Annotated in this window: 17 protein-coding genes; 12 read left to right on the top strand and 5 right to left on the bottom strand. The window is 61.6% G+C overall.

Annotated elements, in window-relative coordinates:
- Nucleotides 1–204 precede the first annotated feature (204 nt).
- From fghA to DWA01_RS20620, 7 genes are read left to right on the top strand one after another with little or no spacing between them, the layout of a single operon-like run.
- Complete coding sequence (gene fghA / locus DWA01_RS20650) at nt 205–1,038, top strand: S-formylglutathione hydrolase (protein WP_114287721.1); 834 nt, start codon at nt 205–207, stop codon at nt 1,036–1,038.
- 2 nt (nt 1,039–1,040) lie between these two features.
- Nucleotides 1,041–2,591 (top strand): Si-specific NAD(P)(+) transhydrogenase, encoded by a 1,551-nt coding sequence (gene sthA / locus DWA01_RS20645; RefSeq protein WP_114287690.1) that lies wholly within the window; start codon nt 1,041–1,043, stop codon nt 2,589–2,591.
- Nucleotides 2,588–3,040, top strand: a complete 453-nt coding sequence (locus DWA01_RS20640; protein WP_114287689.1) for a YaiI/YqxD family protein — start codon at nt 2,588–2,590, stop codon at nt 3,038–3,040. Before sthA ends, DWA01_RS20640 begins: the two co-directional genes overlap by 4 nt.
- Nucleotides 3,037–4,020, top strand: coding sequence for a DMT family transporter (locus DWA01_RS20635; protein WP_419187026.1), 984 nt, complete (start codon nt 3,037–3,039; stop codon nt 4,018–4,020). The genes DWA01_RS20640 and DWA01_RS20635 overlap by 4 nt, the downstream gene beginning before the upstream one ends.
- A gap of 39 nt (nt 4,021–4,059) precedes the next feature.
- A complete protein-coding gene (locus DWA01_RS20630) occupies nt 4,060–4,680 on the top strand; it encodes an HAD family hydrolase (protein ID WP_114287688.1) in 621 nt (206 codons plus the stop codon).
- The gene (locus DWA01_RS20625; protein WP_114287687.1) at nt 4,677–5,627 is read left to right on the top strand and encodes an ornithine cyclodeaminase family protein; all 951 of its coding nucleotides are present in this window, start codon (nt 4,677–4,679) and stop codon (nt 5,625–5,627) included. The genes DWA01_RS20630 and DWA01_RS20625 overlap by 4 nt, the downstream gene beginning before the upstream one ends.
- On the top strand, nt 5,624–6,535 hold the full coding sequence (locus DWA01_RS20620; protein ID WP_160116086.1) for an alpha/beta fold hydrolase: 912 nt from the start codon (nt 5,624–5,626) through the stop codon (nt 6,533–6,535). Before DWA01_RS20625 ends, DWA01_RS20620 begins: the two co-directional genes overlap by 4 nt.
- 147 nt (nt 6,536–6,682) lie before the next feature.
- On the opposite strand, the gene DWA01_RS23200 is transcribed toward DWA01_RS20620, so the two are convergent.
- Entirely contained in the window at nt 6,683–6,850 is a 168-nt protein-coding gene (locus tag DWA01_RS23200) for a hypothetical protein (protein ID WP_160116085.1), read from the bottom strand.
- Between the two features lie 40 nt (nt 6,851–6,890).
- Entirely contained in the window at nt 6,891–8,147 is a 1,257-nt protein-coding gene (locus tag DWA01_RS20615; RefSeq protein ID WP_114287685.1) for an MFS transporter, read from the bottom strand.
- Nucleotides 8,148–8,505: 358 nt separating this feature from the next.
- Here DWA01_RS20615 and zapE point away from each other — a divergent pair, with 358 nt between their 5' ends.
- A complete protein-coding gene (gene zapE / locus DWA01_RS20610; RefSeq protein ID WP_114287684.1) occupies nt 8,506–9,660 on the top strand; it encodes a cell division protein ZapE in 1,155 nt (384 codons plus the stop codon).
- A gap of 68 nt (nt 9,661–9,728) precedes the next feature.
- The gene (locus DWA01_RS20605; RefSeq protein WP_114287683.1) at nt 9,729–10,466 is read left to right on the top strand and encodes a glutathione S-transferase family protein; all 738 of its coding nucleotides are present in this window, start codon (nt 9,729–9,731) and stop codon (nt 10,464–10,466) included.
- A gap of 224 nt (nt 10,467–10,690) precedes the next feature.
- Here the strand turns inward: DWA01_RS20605 and DWA01_RS20600 are convergent, their stop codons facing one another.
- The 3 genes from DWA01_RS20600 to DWA01_RS20590 form a co-directional block, all read right to left on the bottom strand.
- A complete protein-coding gene (locus DWA01_RS20600) occupies nt 10,691–11,968 on the bottom strand; it encodes a bifunctional folylpolyglutamate synthase/dihydrofolate synthase (RefSeq protein ID WP_114287682.1) in 1,278 nt (425 codons plus the stop codon).
- Between the two features lie 256 nt (nt 11,969–12,224).
- Entirely contained in the window at nt 12,225–13,172 is a 948-nt protein-coding gene (accD, locus tag DWA01_RS20595; RefSeq protein ID WP_114287681.1) for an acetyl-CoA carboxylase, carboxyltransferase subunit beta, read from the bottom strand.
- 66 nt (nt 13,173–13,238) lie between these two features.
- Nucleotides 13,239–14,120, bottom strand: a complete 882-nt coding sequence (locus tag DWA01_RS20590; protein WP_160116084.1) for a CPBP family intramembrane glutamic endopeptidase — start codon at nt 14,118–14,120, stop codon at nt 13,239–13,241.
- Between the two features lie 327 nt (nt 14,121–14,447).
- Here DWA01_RS20590 and ilvD point away from each other — a divergent pair, with 327 nt between their 5' ends.
- The 3 genes from ilvD to DWA01_RS20575 all read left to right on the top strand — a co-directional run bounded on the left by ilvD (nt 14,448) and on the right by DWA01_RS20575 (nt 17,718).
- Complete coding sequence (ilvD, locus tag DWA01_RS20585; RefSeq protein ID WP_114287679.1) at nt 14,448–16,181, top strand: dihydroxy-acid dehydratase; 1,734 nt, start codon at nt 14,448–14,450, stop codon at nt 16,179–16,181.
- Between the two features lie 4 nt (nt 16,182–16,185).
- On the top strand, nt 16,186–16,833 hold the full coding sequence (locus tag DWA01_RS20580; protein WP_114287678.1) for a hypothetical protein: 648 nt from the start codon (nt 16,186–16,188) through the stop codon (nt 16,831–16,833).
- A gap of 111 nt (nt 16,834–16,944) precedes the next feature.
- Nucleotides 16,945–17,718 (top strand): DUF6478 family protein, encoded by a 774-nt coding sequence (locus DWA01_RS20575; protein WP_114287677.1) that lies wholly within the window; start codon nt 16,945–16,947, stop codon nt 17,716–17,718.
- The last annotated feature ends 42 nt before the right edge of the window (nt 17,719–17,760 follow it).

The raw sequence follows: 17,760 nt of genomic DNA, 5'->3' as shown, positions 1-17,760 counted from the left end.
CGCGGCGCGGCCCAACGCTTTTGGCCGGGGCCTGGCCCGGGACAAAGGGGCGGGAGCGCTCCCTGCGCCAGTGGCCACGCTGACAAGGCCGGCTTCTGGTGGCGTGTTCCGGTTACAATCGGGCGTTTCTGACAGGGCTTGCGCCCGCGCCAAAATGCGATGATGTTGGCGCCAACCTCATCCAGCCGTCAGGAGCCCCTGCGCATGAAGATCCTTTCCGAAAATACATGTTTTGGCGGTGTCCAGGGTGTCTATTCCCACGCCTCTGCCGCCACCGGCTGCGACATGACTTTTGCCTTGTTCCTGCCGGCGGAAGCGCGCGACGGGCCGGTGCCTGTGCTGTGGTATCTTTCGGGTCTGACCTGCACCCATGAGAACGCCATGACCAAAGCCGGTGCCCAGGCCTGGGCGGCAGAACATGGCATCGCGCTGGTCTTCCCGGACACCTCGCCGCGCGGCGAAGGGGTTGCGGATGACGCCGCCTATGACCTCGGTCAGGGCGCCGGCTTCTATCTCAACGCCAGCCAGGACCCGTGGAAACCACATTATCAGATGTGGGACTATATCGCCGAAGAGCTGCCAGCGCTGCTGTTTGAAAACTTCCCACTGGAACAGGCACGCCAGGCCATCACCGGCCATTCCATGGGCGGGCACGGCGCGCTGACGCTGGCGATGCGGCTGCCGGGGCGGTTTGCCTCGGTGTCGGCCTTTGCGCCGATCTGCAACCCCTCTGCCTCCGACTGGGGCCGCAAGCAACTCACCGCCTATCTGGGCGAAGATGAAGCCGCCTGGGCGCTGCATGACGCCTCGCTGCTGATGGCGCAGACCGGCTTTGACGGGCCAATGCTGATTGACACCGGCACCAAAGATCAGTTCCTCGATCTGCTGCGCCCCGAAACCCTGGCCCAGGCCATCGCCGCCCGCCGTCAGCAGGCCATCTTCCGTATGCAGCTGGGGTATGACCACAGCTATTTCTTCATCTCCACCTTCATGGAAGAGCATGTCGCTTTCCATGCCGATGCTTTGTACGCGGTGTAATTATGAACAACTCCAGTTTTGACTATGATCTGATTGTGATCGGCTCCGGCCCGGCCGGACGCTCGGCCGCGATCCAGGCCGGCAAGCTGCAACGCCGGGTTCTGGTGATCGACCGCCAGGAGCGGCTCGGCGGTGTTTCGGTCCATACCGGCACCATCCCGTCCAAGACCCTGCGCGAAACGGTGCTGAACCTGTCGGGCTGGCGCGAGCGTTCGTTTTATGGCCGGTCCTACCGGGCGCGTGAACAGATCGGCGCCGAGGATCTCAAGGCGCGTCTGCATATGACGCTGGACCATGAGGTCGATGTGCTGGAACACCAGTTCGCGCGCAACCATGTGGAAACGCTGATGGGTCAGGCGTGCTTTATCGGTGCCAATGAGGTCGAGGTCACCTCTGATAAAGGCGAGATCCGCTGCATCACCGCCGCACGCTTCCTGATTTCCACCGGCACCAAAACCTATCGCCCGGACAACATCCCGTTCAACGGCACCAGCATTGTCGATGGCGACGAGTTCCTCGAAATGGCGCAGATCCCGCGTTCTCTGATCGTGGTCGGTGCTGGTGTTATTGGCGTCGAATACGCCACCATGTTTGCCGCGCTCGATGTCAAAGTGACGCTCATTGAGCCGCGCGATACGTTTCTGGACTTCATTGACCGGCAGCTGATTTCGGATTTCACGCACCAGATCCGCGAAAACGGCGTCGATCTGCGGCTGGGATCCAAAGTCGAAAAGGTCGAAGACAAAGGCGAATTTGTTGAGGTTTCGCTGGCCAATGGCCGCCATATCCGCGCCGAGATGCTGCTGTTTGCCGCCGGGCGGCTCGGCGCCACCGCGTCGCTGAACCTCGAGGCGGTCGGCGTCAACACCGACCACCGCGGTCGCATCGAAGTCGATCGCAAGAGCTACCAGACTGCGGTGCCCCACATTTATGCGGCGGGCGATGTGATCGGGCATCCCTCGCTGGCCTCCACCTCGCTGCAACAGGGGCGCATCGCCGCCTGCCATGCGCTGGAAACGCCCACGCTGAAAGAAAGCCCCTGGTTCCCCTATGGCATCTATTCGGTGCCGGAAATGTCCACTTGCGGCATGTCCGAAGAAGAGTGCCAGCGCCGCGAGATCCCCTATGAGGTCGGCATCGCCCGTTTCCGCGAAACGTCGCGCGGGCATATCATGGGTCTGGAACATGGCATGCTGAAAATGCTGGTCAGCCTGAAAACCCGCCGTCTGCTCGGAGTGCAGATCGTCGGCGAAGGTGCGACGGAGCTGATCCACATCGCTCAGGCGGTGCTGAACCTCAAAGGCACGGTGGATTATTTCGTTGAAAACACCTTCAACTATCCCACCCTGGCCGAGGCCTATAAGATTGCCGGTCTGGATGCGTTCAACCGGATGCCGATCCCGCAGGAATTCAAGGTGGAGCGCCGGGCGGATGCCCCGGTACGAGCGGTCGCAGCAGCGGACAGCAAAGCGGCGGCCAACACCGCGGCAGCAAGCGCCAAAACCACGGGCTCAAATACCGCCGGCAAAAAATCCACCGGGGGCGCGGCGTGATCTATATCGATGCCGATGCCTGCCCGGTGAAAGCCGAGGCGGAAAAAGTCGCCACCCGGCATGGCCTGAAGATGTTTCTGGTCTGCAACGGCGGCCTGCGCCCCTCTGCCAACCCGCTGGTGGAGATGGTGTTTGTGCCCGACGGGCCCGACGTGGCGGATATGTGGATCGCGGACCGGGCCGGGCCAGGCGATGTGGTGGTGACCAGTGACATCCCGCTGGCCGCCAAATGTGTCGAAGCCGGTGCCCGGGTGCTCAAACACAATGGTGAAGCGCTGACACAGGCCAATATTGGCAATGTGCTGGCCACCCGCGATCTGATGGCGGATCTGCGCGCGGCGGATCCGTTCCGTCAGGGCGGCGGCCCGGCGTTTTCCAAAACCGACCGCTCGCGTTTTCTTGAGGCGCTGGAGCGTGAAGTGCGCGCCGCAGCGCGGGAGCAGAAGTGAACAAAATCACAGGCGCAAACCCGGCCACCGCAGGTATACAGCCTCTGGGCTTGCTGGCTGCTGTCGGTGCCGCGCTGTGTTTTTCCATTATTGATCTGATCGTCAAACTGCTGTCGGGTGACTACCCGCTTTATGAAATTGTGTTTCTGCGCTCGCTCATCGCGCTGACGGTGCTGCTTGGGTTCATCGTGCCGCTGGAAGGCGGGCTGCATGTGTTGCGCACTTCAAAACTACGGCTGCACGGGATGCGCAGCCTGGCGGTTATCTTTGCAAATCTGATGCTCTTTACGGGACTTGCGGTGATGCCGCTGGCCAATGCGGTGGCGATTTACTTTGCCACGCCGCTGATTGTGACCGCGATGTCGGTGCTGTTTCTGCGCGAAAAAGTAGGGCCCTGGCGCTGGGCGGCGGTGGCGGTTGGTTTCTTCGGGGTTCTGATCATCGTGCGCCCGGGAGCGGATGCGTTTCAGTTCACGTCGCTGCTGCCGCTGGCGGCCGCCTTTGGCTATGCCAGCGCGCATATCCTGACCCGCCGCGCGGGCGGCTCTGAACGGGGCGCGGCGCTGTCACTCTATCCGTTGCTGGGGTTCCTCTTTGTCAGCGCGCTGGTGGGGCTGACGCTGGGTGACGGGCGGTTTGCCACCGGCGACAGTACGGCGCTGGATTTCATATTCCGGGCCTGGATCTGGCCGGCGCAGAGTGATTATCTGGTCATTGCGGTGCTCGGTATTGCCGGCGGGTTTGGCGGTTATCTGATCGGTCAGGCCTACCGGCTCTGTGAAGCCGGGCTGGTGGCGCCGTTTGAATATGTCGCGTTGCCGCTGGCGGTACTTTGGGGCGTGGTGTTTTTTGCAGATTGGCCCACGACAAACGTCTGGATCGGCTCTACGCTGGTGGTCGGATCAGGGCTGGTTTCTGTCTGGCGGGAGTTACTGCACAAGCAGGTGCCCACCCGGCCAGGACGCCGGCCCGCCGGCTGATACAGACGGCTTTTTGGCAAGGCAAAGGATTAGACAAAAATGATTGAAGCAGTAATTTTTGACATCGGCAATGTCCTGATCGAATGGCATCCCGAACGCTGGTTCGACGCGAGGATCGGTGAAGCGCGGCGGCGCGAATTGTTCGCGACAACCGACCTGCACGCAGTGAATGACCTGGTGGACCAGGGCCATGATTTCAAACAGACGATCTATGACGCCGCCGACAGGTTCCCGGAATTCGCCGCGGAAATCCGCATGTGGCACGACAACTGGCTTGAACTGGCGCAGCCGGCGATCCCCCATTCGGCGCAGCTGCTGCGCGCGCTGCGCCAGCGCGGTATTCCGGTGTTCGCCCTGTCCAATTTTGGCATCGGCACCTTTGAAATCGCGGAAAAAGAATATCCGGTGCTGGCGGAATTCGACCGACGCTATGTTTCGGGCTACATGGGCTGCGTAAAACCGCATGTGCAGATCTATCAGATGCTGGAAGAGGATTGCGGCGTCACTCCGCAGAACATGCTGTTTGCGGACGACCGCCAGGAAAACCTCGACACCGCCGCTGCGCGCGGCTGGCAGACCCATCTGTTCACCTCGCCCAAAGGCTGGGCCGCGCGCCTGGTGGCCGAGGGCCTGCTCAGTGAAAGTGAAGCACGACCATGAGTTTTGACATTATTCCTTTTGCCGGCGGCGAAGCCCTGCTGGACTGGCGAGGTCTCACAGAGGCGCTTGAGGCCGGGCATTCGCTGCCCCGTGCCACGCTCGACGACACCTTTCTGTATCGCGGCAAAGACACCTTGCTGTCGCGTTCGGCCTGGATTGACGGCCTTGGTATTGCGGTGAAAAGCGCCACCATTTTCCCCGGTAACAAGGGCAGCGAGGTGCCGACCATCAACGGGGGTGTGAACCTTTATTCCGATGCGGACGGCAGCCTGGAAGCGCTGGTGGATTTCCACCTGGTGACCAAATGGAAAACCGCTGGAGACAGCCTGCTGGCGGCGCTGAAACTGGCGCGCCCTGACAGCAAACGCATCCTGATCCTCGGTGCGGGCACCGTGGCTCATTCCCTGCGCCAGGCCTATGGCGCCGCGTTTCCCCAGGCGCAGTTCACCGTCTGGAACCGCAGCGCCGCCGGCGCAGAAACGCTTGCCAATGCCTTTGACAATACCACCGTTGCCACCGACCTGGAATCCGCTGTGGGCGCGGCCGATATCATCAGTTCGGCGACCATGAGCACCGAGCCCCTGTTGCGCGGCGCCTGGTTGCAGCCGGGACAACATGTGGACCTGATCGGCGCCTATCGCCCTGATATGCGCGAAGCCGATGATGAGGCGCTCTGCCGCGCCCGCCTGTTTGTCGACAGTCGCGACACGGTGCTGGATCATATCGGCGAATTCAGAACGCCGCTGGCTGAGGGCGTGATAAGCCGTGACGACGTGGTGGCCGATTTTTATGACCTTCCGGGTGGCAACTTCACCCGCCGTAACGACGATGAGATCACTCTGTTTAAAAACGGCGGCGGTGGCCATCTCGACCTGATGACCAGCCGCTATATCCTGCAACAATGGCGCCGCCAGGGCGGGGGCGCAGTTCCGGGCCCGGGGGAATGATCTGGCTAACCCTCTTTCTGCTTCTGGCGGTTCTGGCGGCTGCGCCCTTTGTGCTGGAGCGCCGCCGCGCCTTGCCAGATACGCGCCAGGCGCCGGGCCGCTTTGCCAGCCTCAGCGACGGCGATACCCATTATCAGTGGCATGGGCCAACACGTGGTCCCGTCGCGGTCTGTGTGCATGGGCTGACCACCCCGTCCCATGTCTGGGCCGGCACCATTGAGGGATTGACCCGGATGGGGTTCCGGGTGCTGAGTTATGATCATTACGGCCGGGGCTATTCCGCCAGTGTGCACGCAGCACACGACCGGGCACTGTATCTGCGCCAGCTGCGCGACTTGCTGCAGGACCAGGCGGTAGAGGGCGATATCACCCTGCTGGGATATTCCATGGGCGGGCAGGTCGCCACCGCCTTTGCCGCCGAAGACCCTTCCCGGGTGGAGCGGCTGATCCTGGTCGCCCCCGCCGGCTTTGGTGTGACAACCGGGGCGCTGGACAGGCTGATTTTCAGAGGTGGGTTTCCGGCGCGTTGGCTGCAATATTTGTGGGGCCCGCAGGTGATGCGCCGGGCAGCGCGGGACCACAAGCGCCGTGGCCTGATCGACAGTACAGAGCAATATTACGCGGATTGCCGGCGCCGCGGGCTGCACCCGGCGATTGTCTCGGCGATCGGGCACCTTCTGAGCAATGGTGCCGCTGAGGATATGCGGGAGCTGCACGAGCAGGGCGTGCCGGTACTGGCGCTCTGGGGGGCGCAGGACGCGGTTATTCCGCAATCCGCGCCAGGCGCTATGGCGCAGGCCAATCAGGACGTTTGTCACAAGACCTGGCAGGAGGGCGACCATATGCTGCCACTCAGCCACGCCAAAGAAATGGCGGCTGAAATTCAGCGCTTTCTGCGCGAACAGTGAAGCGCGGCCCGCGGCCGTGACGGGTGTCACGGCGCCTCAGTGTTGGCGCTTCAATCCGACGCGGCAGTCATCGTGCAGCAGCCACAGAGGGGCCGTCACCGGCGGGCTGGCAGGCAGTGGCTGCGCCGAGGTGCCCTGCTCAAAACCTTACTGCGACACGGCGTTCGTCTGGGCCGGGGTCTGATGGGTCAGCATCAGGTAATATTCCTCACTCACCGGCACTTCAAAGGCGCGGTTCGGGCTCATTGAAGAGGTGGTCGCACAAGCGGACAACAGGATAAAACCACTGAGGGCAACAAATGTTAAACGGGTCATAATGACAGCTCCGGATCGGGGTGGTGCCTGGAAACGGTCCTCAGCCAGCAGCTGTCGCTGCAGTACGCTGCGACAGCGGGGTTTCCTTCACAGGCAGGTGCAGGATCGCTGAAATCGCCCCGACACCAACGCCAATCCACCACACAATGGTATAATCTCCGTAAACGTCATAAAGCTTACCGCCGAGCCAGACGCCCAGGAAGCTTCCGAGCTGATGGGACAGGAAGACAAATCCATACAGCGTGCCCATATAGCGCAGCCCGTAAATCTGCGCCACCAGACCCGAAGTCAGCGGCACGGTGGCCAGCCACAGCAGCCCCATAGTGAGCGAAAATATCAACACGGTTGCCGGGGTGATTGGCAGCAGGATGAACGCTGCGGCCAAAACCGTGCGCGCCGTGTAAATGCCTGCAAGAAGGTACTTTTTCGGGTAACGATCGCCGAGATAACCGGCCGTCAGCGTGCCGGCGATATTGGCAAGTCCGATCATCGAAATCGAGATCGCCCCCAGTGCTGCAGTGGTGCCAATCCCCATTGACGCGAGCTTGCCCGTCGGGTCCACAGCACTGGACATTTCGGTGACCAGAGCCGGGAAATGAGCGGTGACAAACGCAAGCTGATACCCGCAGGAAAAAAAGCCCAGAAAAATTAACCTATATGTCGGATCGCGAAACGCTTTGCCCAGAACCTGGCGCATTGTTTCTTCATCATCGACAATCCTGACCGGTTGAACGCTGCGCATAAACGGCAGCGCGCCCAGCACGGTCAGAATGGCGGCGGCGAACATCACAAACACTTCCTGCCAGCTCATGATGCTGAGCAGATACTCCGCAACCGGGGCGCCAAAGATCTGCCCGGCCGAGCCCGCTGCGGTGGCAATCGCCAGCGCCATCGAGCGATTTTTGTCAGAAGACGCCCGCCCCACCACCGCCAGAATGACTCCAAAACCGGTGCCGGCGATGCCAAAACCCACGAGGATCTCATAGGCCTGATGCTGCTCCGGTGTGACGGCAAAAGAGGACAGCAACAGCCCCAGCGCATAGGTCAGCGCGCCAAGGAAAATCGCTTTGCGGTCGCCGATCTTTTCGGCAATGGCGCCAAAGATGGGCTGGCCAATGCCCCAGGCCAGATTCTGCACCGCGATCGCCAGAGAAAACTCGGCCCGCGGCCAGTTGAACTCTGCCGCCACCGGGATCTGAAACACACCAAAAGAGGCGCGGATCGCAAAGCTGACCAGAATGACGAAACAAGCCGCCAGAAGAACCGGGTTGAAAAGGGGCGCGCGTGAAACTGTCATGAAGTCCTCCGGCGTGCAGTTGCCGTGAAAAACGCCACCGGGTCAAATCAATATCTGTCGGGTGACGCATCATCTTTTATGACGCGATGTCTGCAGGCCATATCGCGCGGCAATGACGGGCATCGCTGACCCATGAGAGCTGTCTGGCCCGGTGCCTGCCCACGCCGCGCCCGCGTCAGTGAAATGGTCGCCCGGGTCATTCCCGGGACGCTTCTCACGCCCCACGGAAAGGCGCTTCATGCCTCCCCAGCGTCAGGTGCTGCCCCGTTTCCGGACCACTGTCCAGGCCTCACAGCCAACCAACACGAATTGAAGACATCATCTTTTATTATCCTGTCCTGGCTATTACACAGTGGCCATGACCCAGCATCAGCCACAACAGATCTCAGACCCAAAACCGCTGCTGGCAGGCAGCCTGCAACAGATCTATGCCGCGCGTATTGCCCGCGGTGATCTGCGGGAAGACCCGGCGCAGCTGGCGCTGATGCCACTGTTGCAACAGGTGCGCGACGGGCTGGAAACCGCCCCGGTCAAACCCGGCGGGTTGCGCGGGTTGTTTTCCCGCCAGAAACCCGAGCCGGTGCGTGGCCTCTATATCTGGGGTGGCGTCGGGCGCGGCAAATCGATGCTGATGGACCTGTTTTATGACACGGTCGAGGTGCCCAAACGCCGGGTGCATTTCCACGCGTTCATGCAAGAGGTCCACGCCGCCATCCACCAGGCGCGTCAGGACGGCGTCGCCGATGCACTGCAACCGCTGGCGGCCGAGATCGCGGGCAGTCTGCGCCTGTTGTGTTTTGACGAGATGGTCATCACCGATATCACCGACGCGATGATGGTGGGGCGCTTGTTTGAACTGCTGTTCGCCGCCGGGGTTACCGTGGTCACCACCTCCAACCGGCTGCCGGATGACCTCTATCTGAACGGGTTGAACCGGAAGCTGTTCCTGCCCTTCATCGCGCTGCTGAACCAGCGGCTGGAGGTGTTTCATCTGCAGTCCCCTCATGATTACCGCCAGAACCTGCTGACCGGCGGCGACGTCTATTTCAGCCCGGCAACACCCGAGTGCCACGCCCGGATGAACCGGTTGTGGAGCGATCTGGCCGGGGGCGAAGCGGAACCGCTGGTGATCAAAGTGAATTCGCGTGACGTAACGCTGTCGCAGTACCGCAATGGCGTGGCGCGCGCGAGCTTCTGGGACCTGTGTTCGCGCATGCTGGGCCCGGCGGATTACCTCGCCATTGCCGATGCGGTTGAGGTGCTGTTCCTCGATGACATCCCGCTGCTGGGCCGCTCAAATTTCAACGAGGCCAAACGCTTTGTCACCCTGATTGACGCGCTTTATGAAGCGCGGGTGCGGCTGGTTGCAACCGCCGCCGCCCAGCCGGAAATGCTTTATGTAGAAGGCGAAGGCACTTTTGAATTTGAACGCACTGCCTCCCGCCTGCGCGAAATGCAGGGCGCGGACTGGGGCAGGGATCAAAGCGCCGCGTCTGGCGACACCGGCGGCTGATCCCGGGGCGCACGGGCGTGTTGCTGCGTTTCAGCTGTATTTTTAGCGCGCTGCGCCTATACTAAACCATGGCTGATGTGTTGCTTTACGACTATCCCGGCTCGATCTGTTCGCAGATGGCGCGGCTGGCGCTGGCGGAAAAAGGCGTGTCTTACACTCGCCAGACCATCGATATCATGAAAACCCACGAACAGTTTGAGCCCTGGTATGTGGCGCTCAATGCCAAAGCGGTGGTGCCGACACTGCGGATCGGCGATGAGATCATCACCGACACGATCAACATCGTGCATCGGGTGGATGCCGCCTTTGATGGCCCGGCGCTGATCGTCCCGGATGCGGCACGGATGCAGGACCTGATGGCGCGCATTATGGGGCTGCACTACGGCGTGCTGCTCTATTGCGACGGGCTGACACACGATCGTACCTCGCCCACAATCGTGGCACGCGGAGAACTTTTGGCGGCACAGTTGAAACAGCATCCGGAGCACGCAAAGCTGCTGAAATCGCGCCTCGAGGGCAACCGGCGTTTTCAGGCCATTCTCAAAGACGCGGATGAAGTCGAAGCCCATCTGCAAAACACCCGCGACCTGGTCGATGCGCTTGAAACGGCGCTGGCACACAGTGATTTTGTCGCCGGCGACAGCTACAGTCTCGCCGATTGTTTTGCCACTGCGGCGTTGGCACGGTTCCACAAACACGGCTTTGACATCTGGTGGGAAGACGGGCTGAAACCCAATATTCACCGCTATTATATGGCGATGAAAGCCCGGCCCAGCTGGAGCGCCGCCGGTGTGGTTGAAGGCTGAACCCGGCCGAAACCTGATGTGCACAGCATTGGAAACCAGTAAAAATTCCGGCAGCGCTTCATCACAAATCTCCGCTGGACATCAGACCAGCCCCCATCACAGTCCTCGTCCAGGCCGACATCCTGGCCGCCAACCAAGCCGCCTGGCCTCCGCGCGGTTCTGGCCCGGTATTGAACCCGGACCAGTCTTATTGGCAATCCTGAGCAGATACCCGACCGGAGTGCTCAGCCGTTTTCGCGCAGAATATGCCCGGCGAGGTAAAGCGAACCACAGATCAGAATCCGTGCGTCCGGATGCTCGGCACGGATGGCTTTCACCGCTTCTGCCGCGCTTTCTGCGGTGGCCGAGGTCAGACCCACAGAAGCAGCGGCTTTGGCGGTTTCCTCGCCGCTCAACGTCGCCGCTTCGCCTGGAATAGACACCGCATGCAGGCTTTGTGACACTGCCGCCAGCGGTGCCAGATAGCCGCTGACATCCTTGGTATTGAGCATGCCGCAGATCAGGTGCAGCTTGCGTTTGGGCAACCGGCCCAGCGCCTCGGCTAGCGCGGCACCCGCAGCGGCGTTGTGGCCACCGTCCAGCCACAGCTCGGCACTTTCCGCCAGCTCTACCAGCGGCCCCTGGCGCAGATGTTGCAGGCGCGCCGGCCAGACGGCATTTTCCATCGCCGCGACACAGGCCGCCTCGTCATATCCCAGATGGCGCAGCGCCATCAGCGCCGCCCCGGCGTTCTGCACCTGATGCGCGCCGATCAGCGCCGGCATCGGCAGATCCAGCAAGCCGGTCTCGTCCTGAAACACCAACCGGCCGCGTTCTTCACTGACATGCCAATGCTGGCCACAGGCCAGAACCGGTGCGCCCAGACGGGCGGCGGTGGCTTCAATCACCTCCATCACCTCGTCGGGCTGCGGACCGACGATGACCGGCACGCCACGTTTGATCACCCCGGCTTTTTCGGTGGCGATCTTGGTCAGCGTATCGCCGAGGAACTGTTCGTGGTCGATCGAGATCGGGGTGATCACCGACAACAGCGGCGTATCCACCACATTGGTGGCGTCCAGCCGTCCGCCCAGCCCCACTTCCAGCAGGGTGTAATCAGCCGGTGTGCGGGCAAAGGCCAGCAGGCCGGCGACGGTGGTGATCTCAAAATAAGTGATGCTCTCGCCGCCATTGGCCGCATAACACTCGTCCAGCATTTCGCTGAGCTGTTCCTCAGAAATCAATTCGCCTGCCAGCCGGATGCGCTCATGGAACCGCGCCAGATGTGGTGAGGTATAGGCGTGCACCGCTTTGCCGCCGCCCTCAAGCCCGGCGCGGATCAGCGCCTGGGTCGAGCCCTTGCCATTGGTGCCGGCGATATGGATCACCGGCGGCATCTTGCGCTCCGGGTGGTCCAGCGCCGCCAGCAGTCGCCAGACCCGGTCCAGCGTCAGATCAATGATCTTGGGATGCAGCGCCATCATGCGTTCCAGGATGAGGTCGGAGGTCGGGGAAGTGGGCATGGCTTTGATCCTGTTGTTCTGCCGGGGCGCGGCAGGCTGCGCGTACTATGTCTTGTTCGGGCGCTCTCCGCCTGGGGGATTGCGGCAAAGAGAGGGTGAGAACCGTCAGCGACAGCCGGATTGCGGCGCAACGGAGGTGCCGGATGTGCAAAAGCCGCGCTCAGAGCGCGGCAAATGCGAAATCAGTCTGCCAGGACGCCGGGGCACCAGGACGCCGGAGCACCGGGATGCCGGCGTCAACCGGCGGGCGCCGGCCTTATTCGGCGGCAGCGTTTTCCGCGCCGGCTTTGGCCGCAGCGTCTTCACCGCTGGCATCAGACGCGTCTGGTGCCGGCAGGTCACCGCGAATGGCGGGCGACTGGCCCATCAGCATACGGCAGATGGTCACCAACTCATCGCGCAGGTCCTTGCGGTGAGTGACCCGGTCCAGCATGCCGTGATCAATCAGGTATTCCGAGCGCTGGAACTCCGGGGGCAGTTTTTCCCCGATGGTCTGCTCGATCACCCGGGGGCCGGCGAAACAGATCAGCGCATTGGGCTCGGCGATATGCACATCCCCCAGCATCGCGTAAGAGGCGGTGACACCGCCAGTGGTGGGATGGGTGAGCACCACGATATAGGGCAGGCGGGCTTCTTTCAGCATCTGTACCGCAATTGTGGTGCGTGGCATCTGCATCAGCGACAGAATGCCTTCCTGCATCCGGGCGCCGCCGGCGGCCGAAAACAGCACCAGTGGCCGCTTCATTTCCACCGCACGTTCTGCGGCGGCAATAATGGCGTTGCCGACATACATGCCCATGGAACCGCCGAGGAAAGAAAAGTCCTGTACTGCGGCGATGATTGGCGTGCGGCAAATTTCGCCCTCCGCCACCAGCATCGCTTCAGATTCGCTGGTCTTTTTCTGCGCCGCTTTCATCCGGTCGGGATATTTCTTCTGATCGCGGAACTGCAGCGGATCGGCCAATGGCTCAGGCACCGCGACCTCGGTGAAAATGCCGCCGTCAAACAACGCGCTGAGCCGGTCCCGCGCAGTGATCGCCATATGGTGATCGCAGCTGCTGCAGACGTTCAGGTTGGCTTTGACTTCGCGGTGAAACAACATGGTGCCGCACTCGGGGCACTTGGTCCACAGATTGTCCGGGACTTCGCGCCGGGAAAACAGCGAGTTGATCGTCGGACGGACGTAGTTTGTGATCCAGTTCATAGTCGAGGGCCCTTGCTTTGCGGCTGCCGTAGCCTCCCAGATAGTCCTGCGAGCGGGGAATTGCAATCAGCGACGCACGGCAACGCGGCAAGCCAGCCAGCTGACAGCGATCCAGGCCATGTCCAGAACCAGGAATGAGGTCATGCCCGGCAGCTCTTCACTGCTGAACGGATAAAGATACAGGGCCAGACCGCTGAGATTGCCGGGCAGGGCGACAAACAGCACCGCCATCAGATTGTTGGTGAAATGAAAGGCGATCGCCGGTCCCAGATTGCCGCTGCGCGCGGTCAGGTCCGCCGCCGCCACCGCAAACAGCAGCGCCCAGCTGATATACCAGGGGTTCAGATCACCCGCAGCCGGATCAAAATGACCGAGCCCGAACAGTGTGGCGGGCAGCAGGATCCACACCAGCGGCGAGGCAAAGCGCGCCGCCAGCTGGCTCTGCACATAACCGCGAAACAGAATTTCTTCGGCGCTGACCTGGATCAGCAGCGCCAGCAGCGACACGGGCAGCAACAGCAGCCAGAGCCCGCCGCTGAGACCGGGCAGCAAGTCGCCACCCGTGCCTGACGGCAGCACCAGCACCAGCAGCGCCAGCGGCAGCAGCCATTTCAGACAGGCTTTGAAATCAGCCGCCAATTCGCGCAGCGGGCCCAGCAGCGTCAGCAGTCCACGTTTGTGCAGCCGCGGCAGCACCAGCGCGATGGCGACAATGGTCAGCAAAAAGCTGAACAGCACCACCAGGGTGGCGCCGGGGCTCTCGCCGCTGACAATGCCCTGATACAGCGCGTCATTTGCCGACGGGGCGACGGATCGCATCATCAACAGGAGCGACACTTTTAACACCGCGCCCAGGGTGAGGATCAGCACGAAGCCCACAATCAGCCGCCCGGGCTCTGAGGTCGGGCGTGCCGGAGCCACCAGTGCTTCGTATTTCTGATATGACATCGGGGCTCCCATGGGTGGCGGTCCTGCGCTGTGGATCGTGGCTGTGGATCTGCGGCAGTGGCTTCGTGGTGTGGCTTAGTGGCGTGGCTTTGTCGCAGCGGGGCCGCGGCAGGGGGCAACGGTGGTTCTGCGCCAGGCTACTTGCTGCGCTCCGCCTGTGCAATGGTGCTGCGACACAGGGTCCCGCCCTGGCGCCGTCCCCGCAGTAAAAGGCTTGATTTGCGCTGAAAAATGCGTGTTGCACCGCCTGTATAGTGCATTCTTGCTTGTCCAAAGCCCCGCAAGCAAGTATCGCAAAGGCAAGCCAGATTTTGGGAGCCTCAGCCAATGACCAATCGTTTTATTGATAAATCCAACCTGCCAAGCCGCCATGTGACCGAAGGGCCGGAGCGCGCACCGCACCGCTCTTATCTCTATGCGATGGGTCTGTCAGATCAGGAAATCCACCAGCCGCTGATTGGCGTTGCCACCTGCTGGAACGAAGCTGCCCCTTGTAACATTTCGCTGAACCGTCAGGCGCAGGCCGTCAAGATGGGCGTGAAAGCCGCCGAGGGCACACCACGCGAATTCACCACCATCACCGTCACCGACGGCATCGCCATGGGCCATGAGGGCATGCGCTCCTCGCTGGCCTCGCGTGAAGCCATCGCCGATACGGTTGAGCTGACCATGCGCGGCCATTGTTACGACGCCATCGTCGGCCTTGCCGGCTGTGACAAATCCCTGCCCGGCATGATGATGGCCATGGTGCGCCTGAACACGCCTTCGGTCTTTATCTACGGTGGCTCCATCCTTCCGGGCCGCCTTAACGGCAAAGACGTTGTGGTGCAGGACGTGTTTGAAGCGGTTGGCAAACACCAGGCTGGTGAGATGTCGGACGAAGAGCTGGAAATTCTTGAGCGCGTTGCCTGCCCTTCGGCCGGCGCCTGTGGTGGCCAGTACACCGCCAACACGATGGCCTGCGTCTCTGAAGCCATCGGCCTGGCGCTGATGAATTCTTCCGGTGCGCCCGCGCCTTATGAGTCCCGCGACCAGTATGGCGAGGCCTCTGGCCGGGCGGTGATGAACCTGATTGCGAAGAACATCCGCGCCCGTGACATCGTCACCAAAGAATCGCTGATCAACGCCGCTCGTGTTGTGGCTTGTACCGGTGGTTCTACCAACGCCGGTCTGCACCTGCCTGCAATCGCGCATGAAGCCGGCATCGACTTTGATCTGTTTGATGTTTGCGACATCTTCCGCGACACGCCCTATTTCGTGAACCTGAAGCCAGGCGGCGAATATGTGGCCAAAGATCTCTATGACGCCGGCGGTGTGCCAGTGGTGCTGCGCGAGCTGCAAAAAGCCGGTCTGATCTATGAAGACTGCATGACCGCGTCCGGCGAAACCATCGGCGAAGAGCTGAACAAAATCACCCGTGAAGTTGACGGCAAAGTAATCCATTCGGTCGCCACCCCGATTTCCAAAACCGGCGGTGTTGTTGGTCTCAGCGGCAACCTGGCCCCCGACGGTGCCATCGTCAAAGTCGCTGGCATGAGCGAAGAAGAACAAGTGTTCTCCGGCCCGGCCAATGTGTTTGAATGCGAAGAAGACGCGTTTGCCGCGGTGCAGAACCGCGAATACAAAGAGGGCGAAGTTCTGGTGATCCGCAATGAAGGCCCCGCCGGCGGTCCAGGCATGCGCGAAATGCTGGCCACCACAGCGGCGCTGTCCGGCCAGGGCATGGGCAAAAAAGTGGCGCTGATCACCGACGGCCGGTTCTCTGGTGCGACACGCGGGTTCTGCGTCGGTCACGTGGGTCCGGAAGCGGCGCATTGCGGGCCGATCGCGCTGGTCAAAAATGGCGATATCATCACCCTGAACGCGGTGAGCGGCGAAATCTCCATCGACGTGTCTGATGAAGAACTGGAAGCGCGCAAAGCCGACTGGAAAGGCCCGCGCGATACGATTTATGCCTCTGGCGCGCTGTATAAGTTTGCCAAACTGGTGGGCTCCACCCGTCTTGGCGCGGTGACCCACCCCGGTGCCAAAGTAGAACGTCACATCTATATGGATCTGTGAACCGGTGATTTCTAAAGCAAAATTCCGCGCGGCGACAGTTCTGGTCGCCGCGTTTCTGCTTTCCGGCTGTCTGGATACGATGACCGCAGGCGGGCTGACCGCTGCCAGCCGGCGGGCGCCGCAGAAACTTACCGTCGCTGCGGGGGCGGTGACCATTGCCGCCCCGCCCGGCTATTGCATCAACAGCTCGGTCAGCCAGGACAGCAGCGAAGGCGCTTTTGTCCTGCTCGGCAGTTGCCGGGCCCTGCGTGGCCTTTTTTCTCCGGCGCCGGCAGACCCGGCGATACTGACCGCCTCCGTCTCGGGCGTAGCGCAAGAGGGCGACGCTCCGGAGCGGCACACAGATCAGCTGGAACGCTATTTCCGCTCCCGGTCCGGGCAAAAAGCGCTGTCGCGCTCCGGGGACGCCAGCACCGTGAGTATTCTGGCCACCGACAGCACGGATGAGGCCTTTTTCGTCCAGGTGCGCGATACGTCCGACACGCTGAACAGCGGTTTGAATGAGGACTACTGGCGCGCCCTGATCGACGTCAACGGCTACCTGATCACCGCCTCGGTGATGACGTTCGACGCCAGCCCGATGACAAGTGGCTCTGCCCGTCAGACTCTTGAGCGCTTTACCACCCGTCTGCGGCGTGAAAACGAATTGTAAAATTAATTGTCGCCGGATGCTCGACAAACGCTGGAAATTCATCAGGATTGTCGCGCATAAACATGGTGCTGGCCTCCCGGGGTCAGCCTGTTGGAAAAAGGCGGCGTGAGCATGGCGAAACAACTCAGAGCAGCGGTGACCCGGGTGCTGCATGCCCGTGTGTTAAAACGCTGGCAACGCATTTCCGAGCGCACCGACCAGATGACCCTGAGCACATTGCGCCAGGTGCGCGGCCGGGCGCGGGAACTTGGCAAGCGGCTTGACCATATCCTTTTTGTCGCCGACGGAAGACTGACCCTGCCGCTGATCGGCTCCAATGCACTGGTGACACCGCTGCATACGGACTGGTCATACCGCCCGGAGCTCTGGCGCGGTCCGGTGCGCCCCTCCGGCCGCGCCGCTGTGGAAAACAAAGCCCGCCTTGGCCAGGAGGCGACGATCTTTCACGATTGCCAGGAGTCGGAACTGACCCTGCGCCAGATGCGCAACACCCGCGAAGAAGACCTGGCCCCCTTTGGGATGCGCCTGGATGTGTTCCGCTTTGACGGCTCCTTCCTGTCGCTGGTGCTGGACCTGCCAGACGCCGCCAGAGAAGGGCTGCAAAAACGCCATGTGTTCCGGTTGACGGCAGTGGTGGAGGTTGAAAAGCCGATCGAAATGTTTGTGCGCCTGAACATCAAACACGGGCCCAATACCGAACAACTGGTGCAGGAACTGCCGCTGGGGGCGGAGGAGAGTTTTGTCGAATTTGACCTGGCCTATTCCCGGCTGAACGAAAAACGCATCGACCATATCTGGGTGGATCTGATTTTTGAAGCGCCGGAGATGAACCAGGTGATGTTGCGCGATGTCACCCTGTCGCGCCGTCCGCGTGCCGAGTTCTGATGTGCCAGGCTGTCGTGAGCTGCCTTGTCATGCGCCGGACCA

The organism is Candidatus Halocynthiibacter alkanivorans, from assembly GCF_003333265.1.
GTDB classification, from domain to species: Bacteria; Pseudomonadota; Alphaproteobacteria; order Rhodobacterales; family Rhodobacteraceae; genus Halocyntiibacter_A; species Halocyntiibacter_A alkanivorans.
The sequence above is the reverse complement of the archived record's forward strand: the minus strand, read 5'-3'. Positions and strand labels throughout refer to the sequence as shown.

Coding starts and splice junctions, on each gene's coding strand:
- fghA (WP_114287721.1), top strand. CDS start 205: ATGAAGATCCTTTCCGAAAATACATGTTTTGGCGGTGTCCAGGGTGTC.
- sthA (WP_114287690.1), top strand. CDS start 1,041: ATGAACAACTCCAGTTTTGACTATGATCTGATTGTGATCGGCTCCGGC.
- DWA01_RS20630 (WP_114287688.1), top strand. CDS start 4,060: ATGATTGAAGCAGTAATTTTTGACATCGGCAATGTCCTGATCGAATGG.
- DWA01_RS20625 (WP_114287687.1), top strand. CDS start 4,677: ATGAGTTTTGACATTATTCCTTTTGCCGGCGGCGAAGCCCTGCTGGAC.
- DWA01_RS20620 (WP_160116086.1), top strand. CDS start 5,624: ATGATCTGGCTAACCCTCTTTCTGCTTCTGGCGGTTCTGGCGGCTGCG.
- DWA01_RS23200 (WP_160116085.1), bottom strand. CDS start 6,850: ATGACCCGTTTAACATTTGTTGCCCTCAGTGGTTTTATCCTGTTGTCC.
- DWA01_RS20615 (WP_114287685.1), bottom strand. CDS start 8,147: ATGACAGTTTCACGCGCGCCCCTTTTCAACCCGGTTCTTCTGGCGGCT.
- zapE (WP_114287684.1), top strand. CDS start 8,506: ATGACCCAGCATCAGCCACAACAGATCTCAGACCCAAAACCGCTGCTG.
- DWA01_RS20605 (WP_114287683.1), top strand. CDS start 9,729: ATGGCTGATGTGTTGCTTTACGACTATCCCGGCTCGATCTGTTCGCAG.
- DWA01_RS20600 (WP_114287682.1), bottom strand. CDS start 11,968: ATGCCCACTTCCCCGACCTCCGACCTCATCCTGGAACGCATGATGGCG.
- accD (WP_114287681.1), bottom strand. CDS start 13,172: ATGAACTGGATCACAAACTACGTCCGTCCGACGATCAACTCGCTGTTT.
- DWA01_RS20590 (WP_160116084.1), bottom strand. CDS start 14,120: ATGTCATATCAGAAATACGAAGCACTGGTGGCTCCGGCACGCCCGACC.
- ilvD (WP_114287679.1), top strand. CDS start 14,448: ATGACCAATCGTTTTATTGATAAATCCAACCTGCCAAGCCGCCATGTG.
- DWA01_RS20575 (WP_114287677.1), top strand. CDS start 16,945: ATGGCGAAACAACTCAGAGCAGCGGTGACCCGGGTGCTGCATGCCCGT.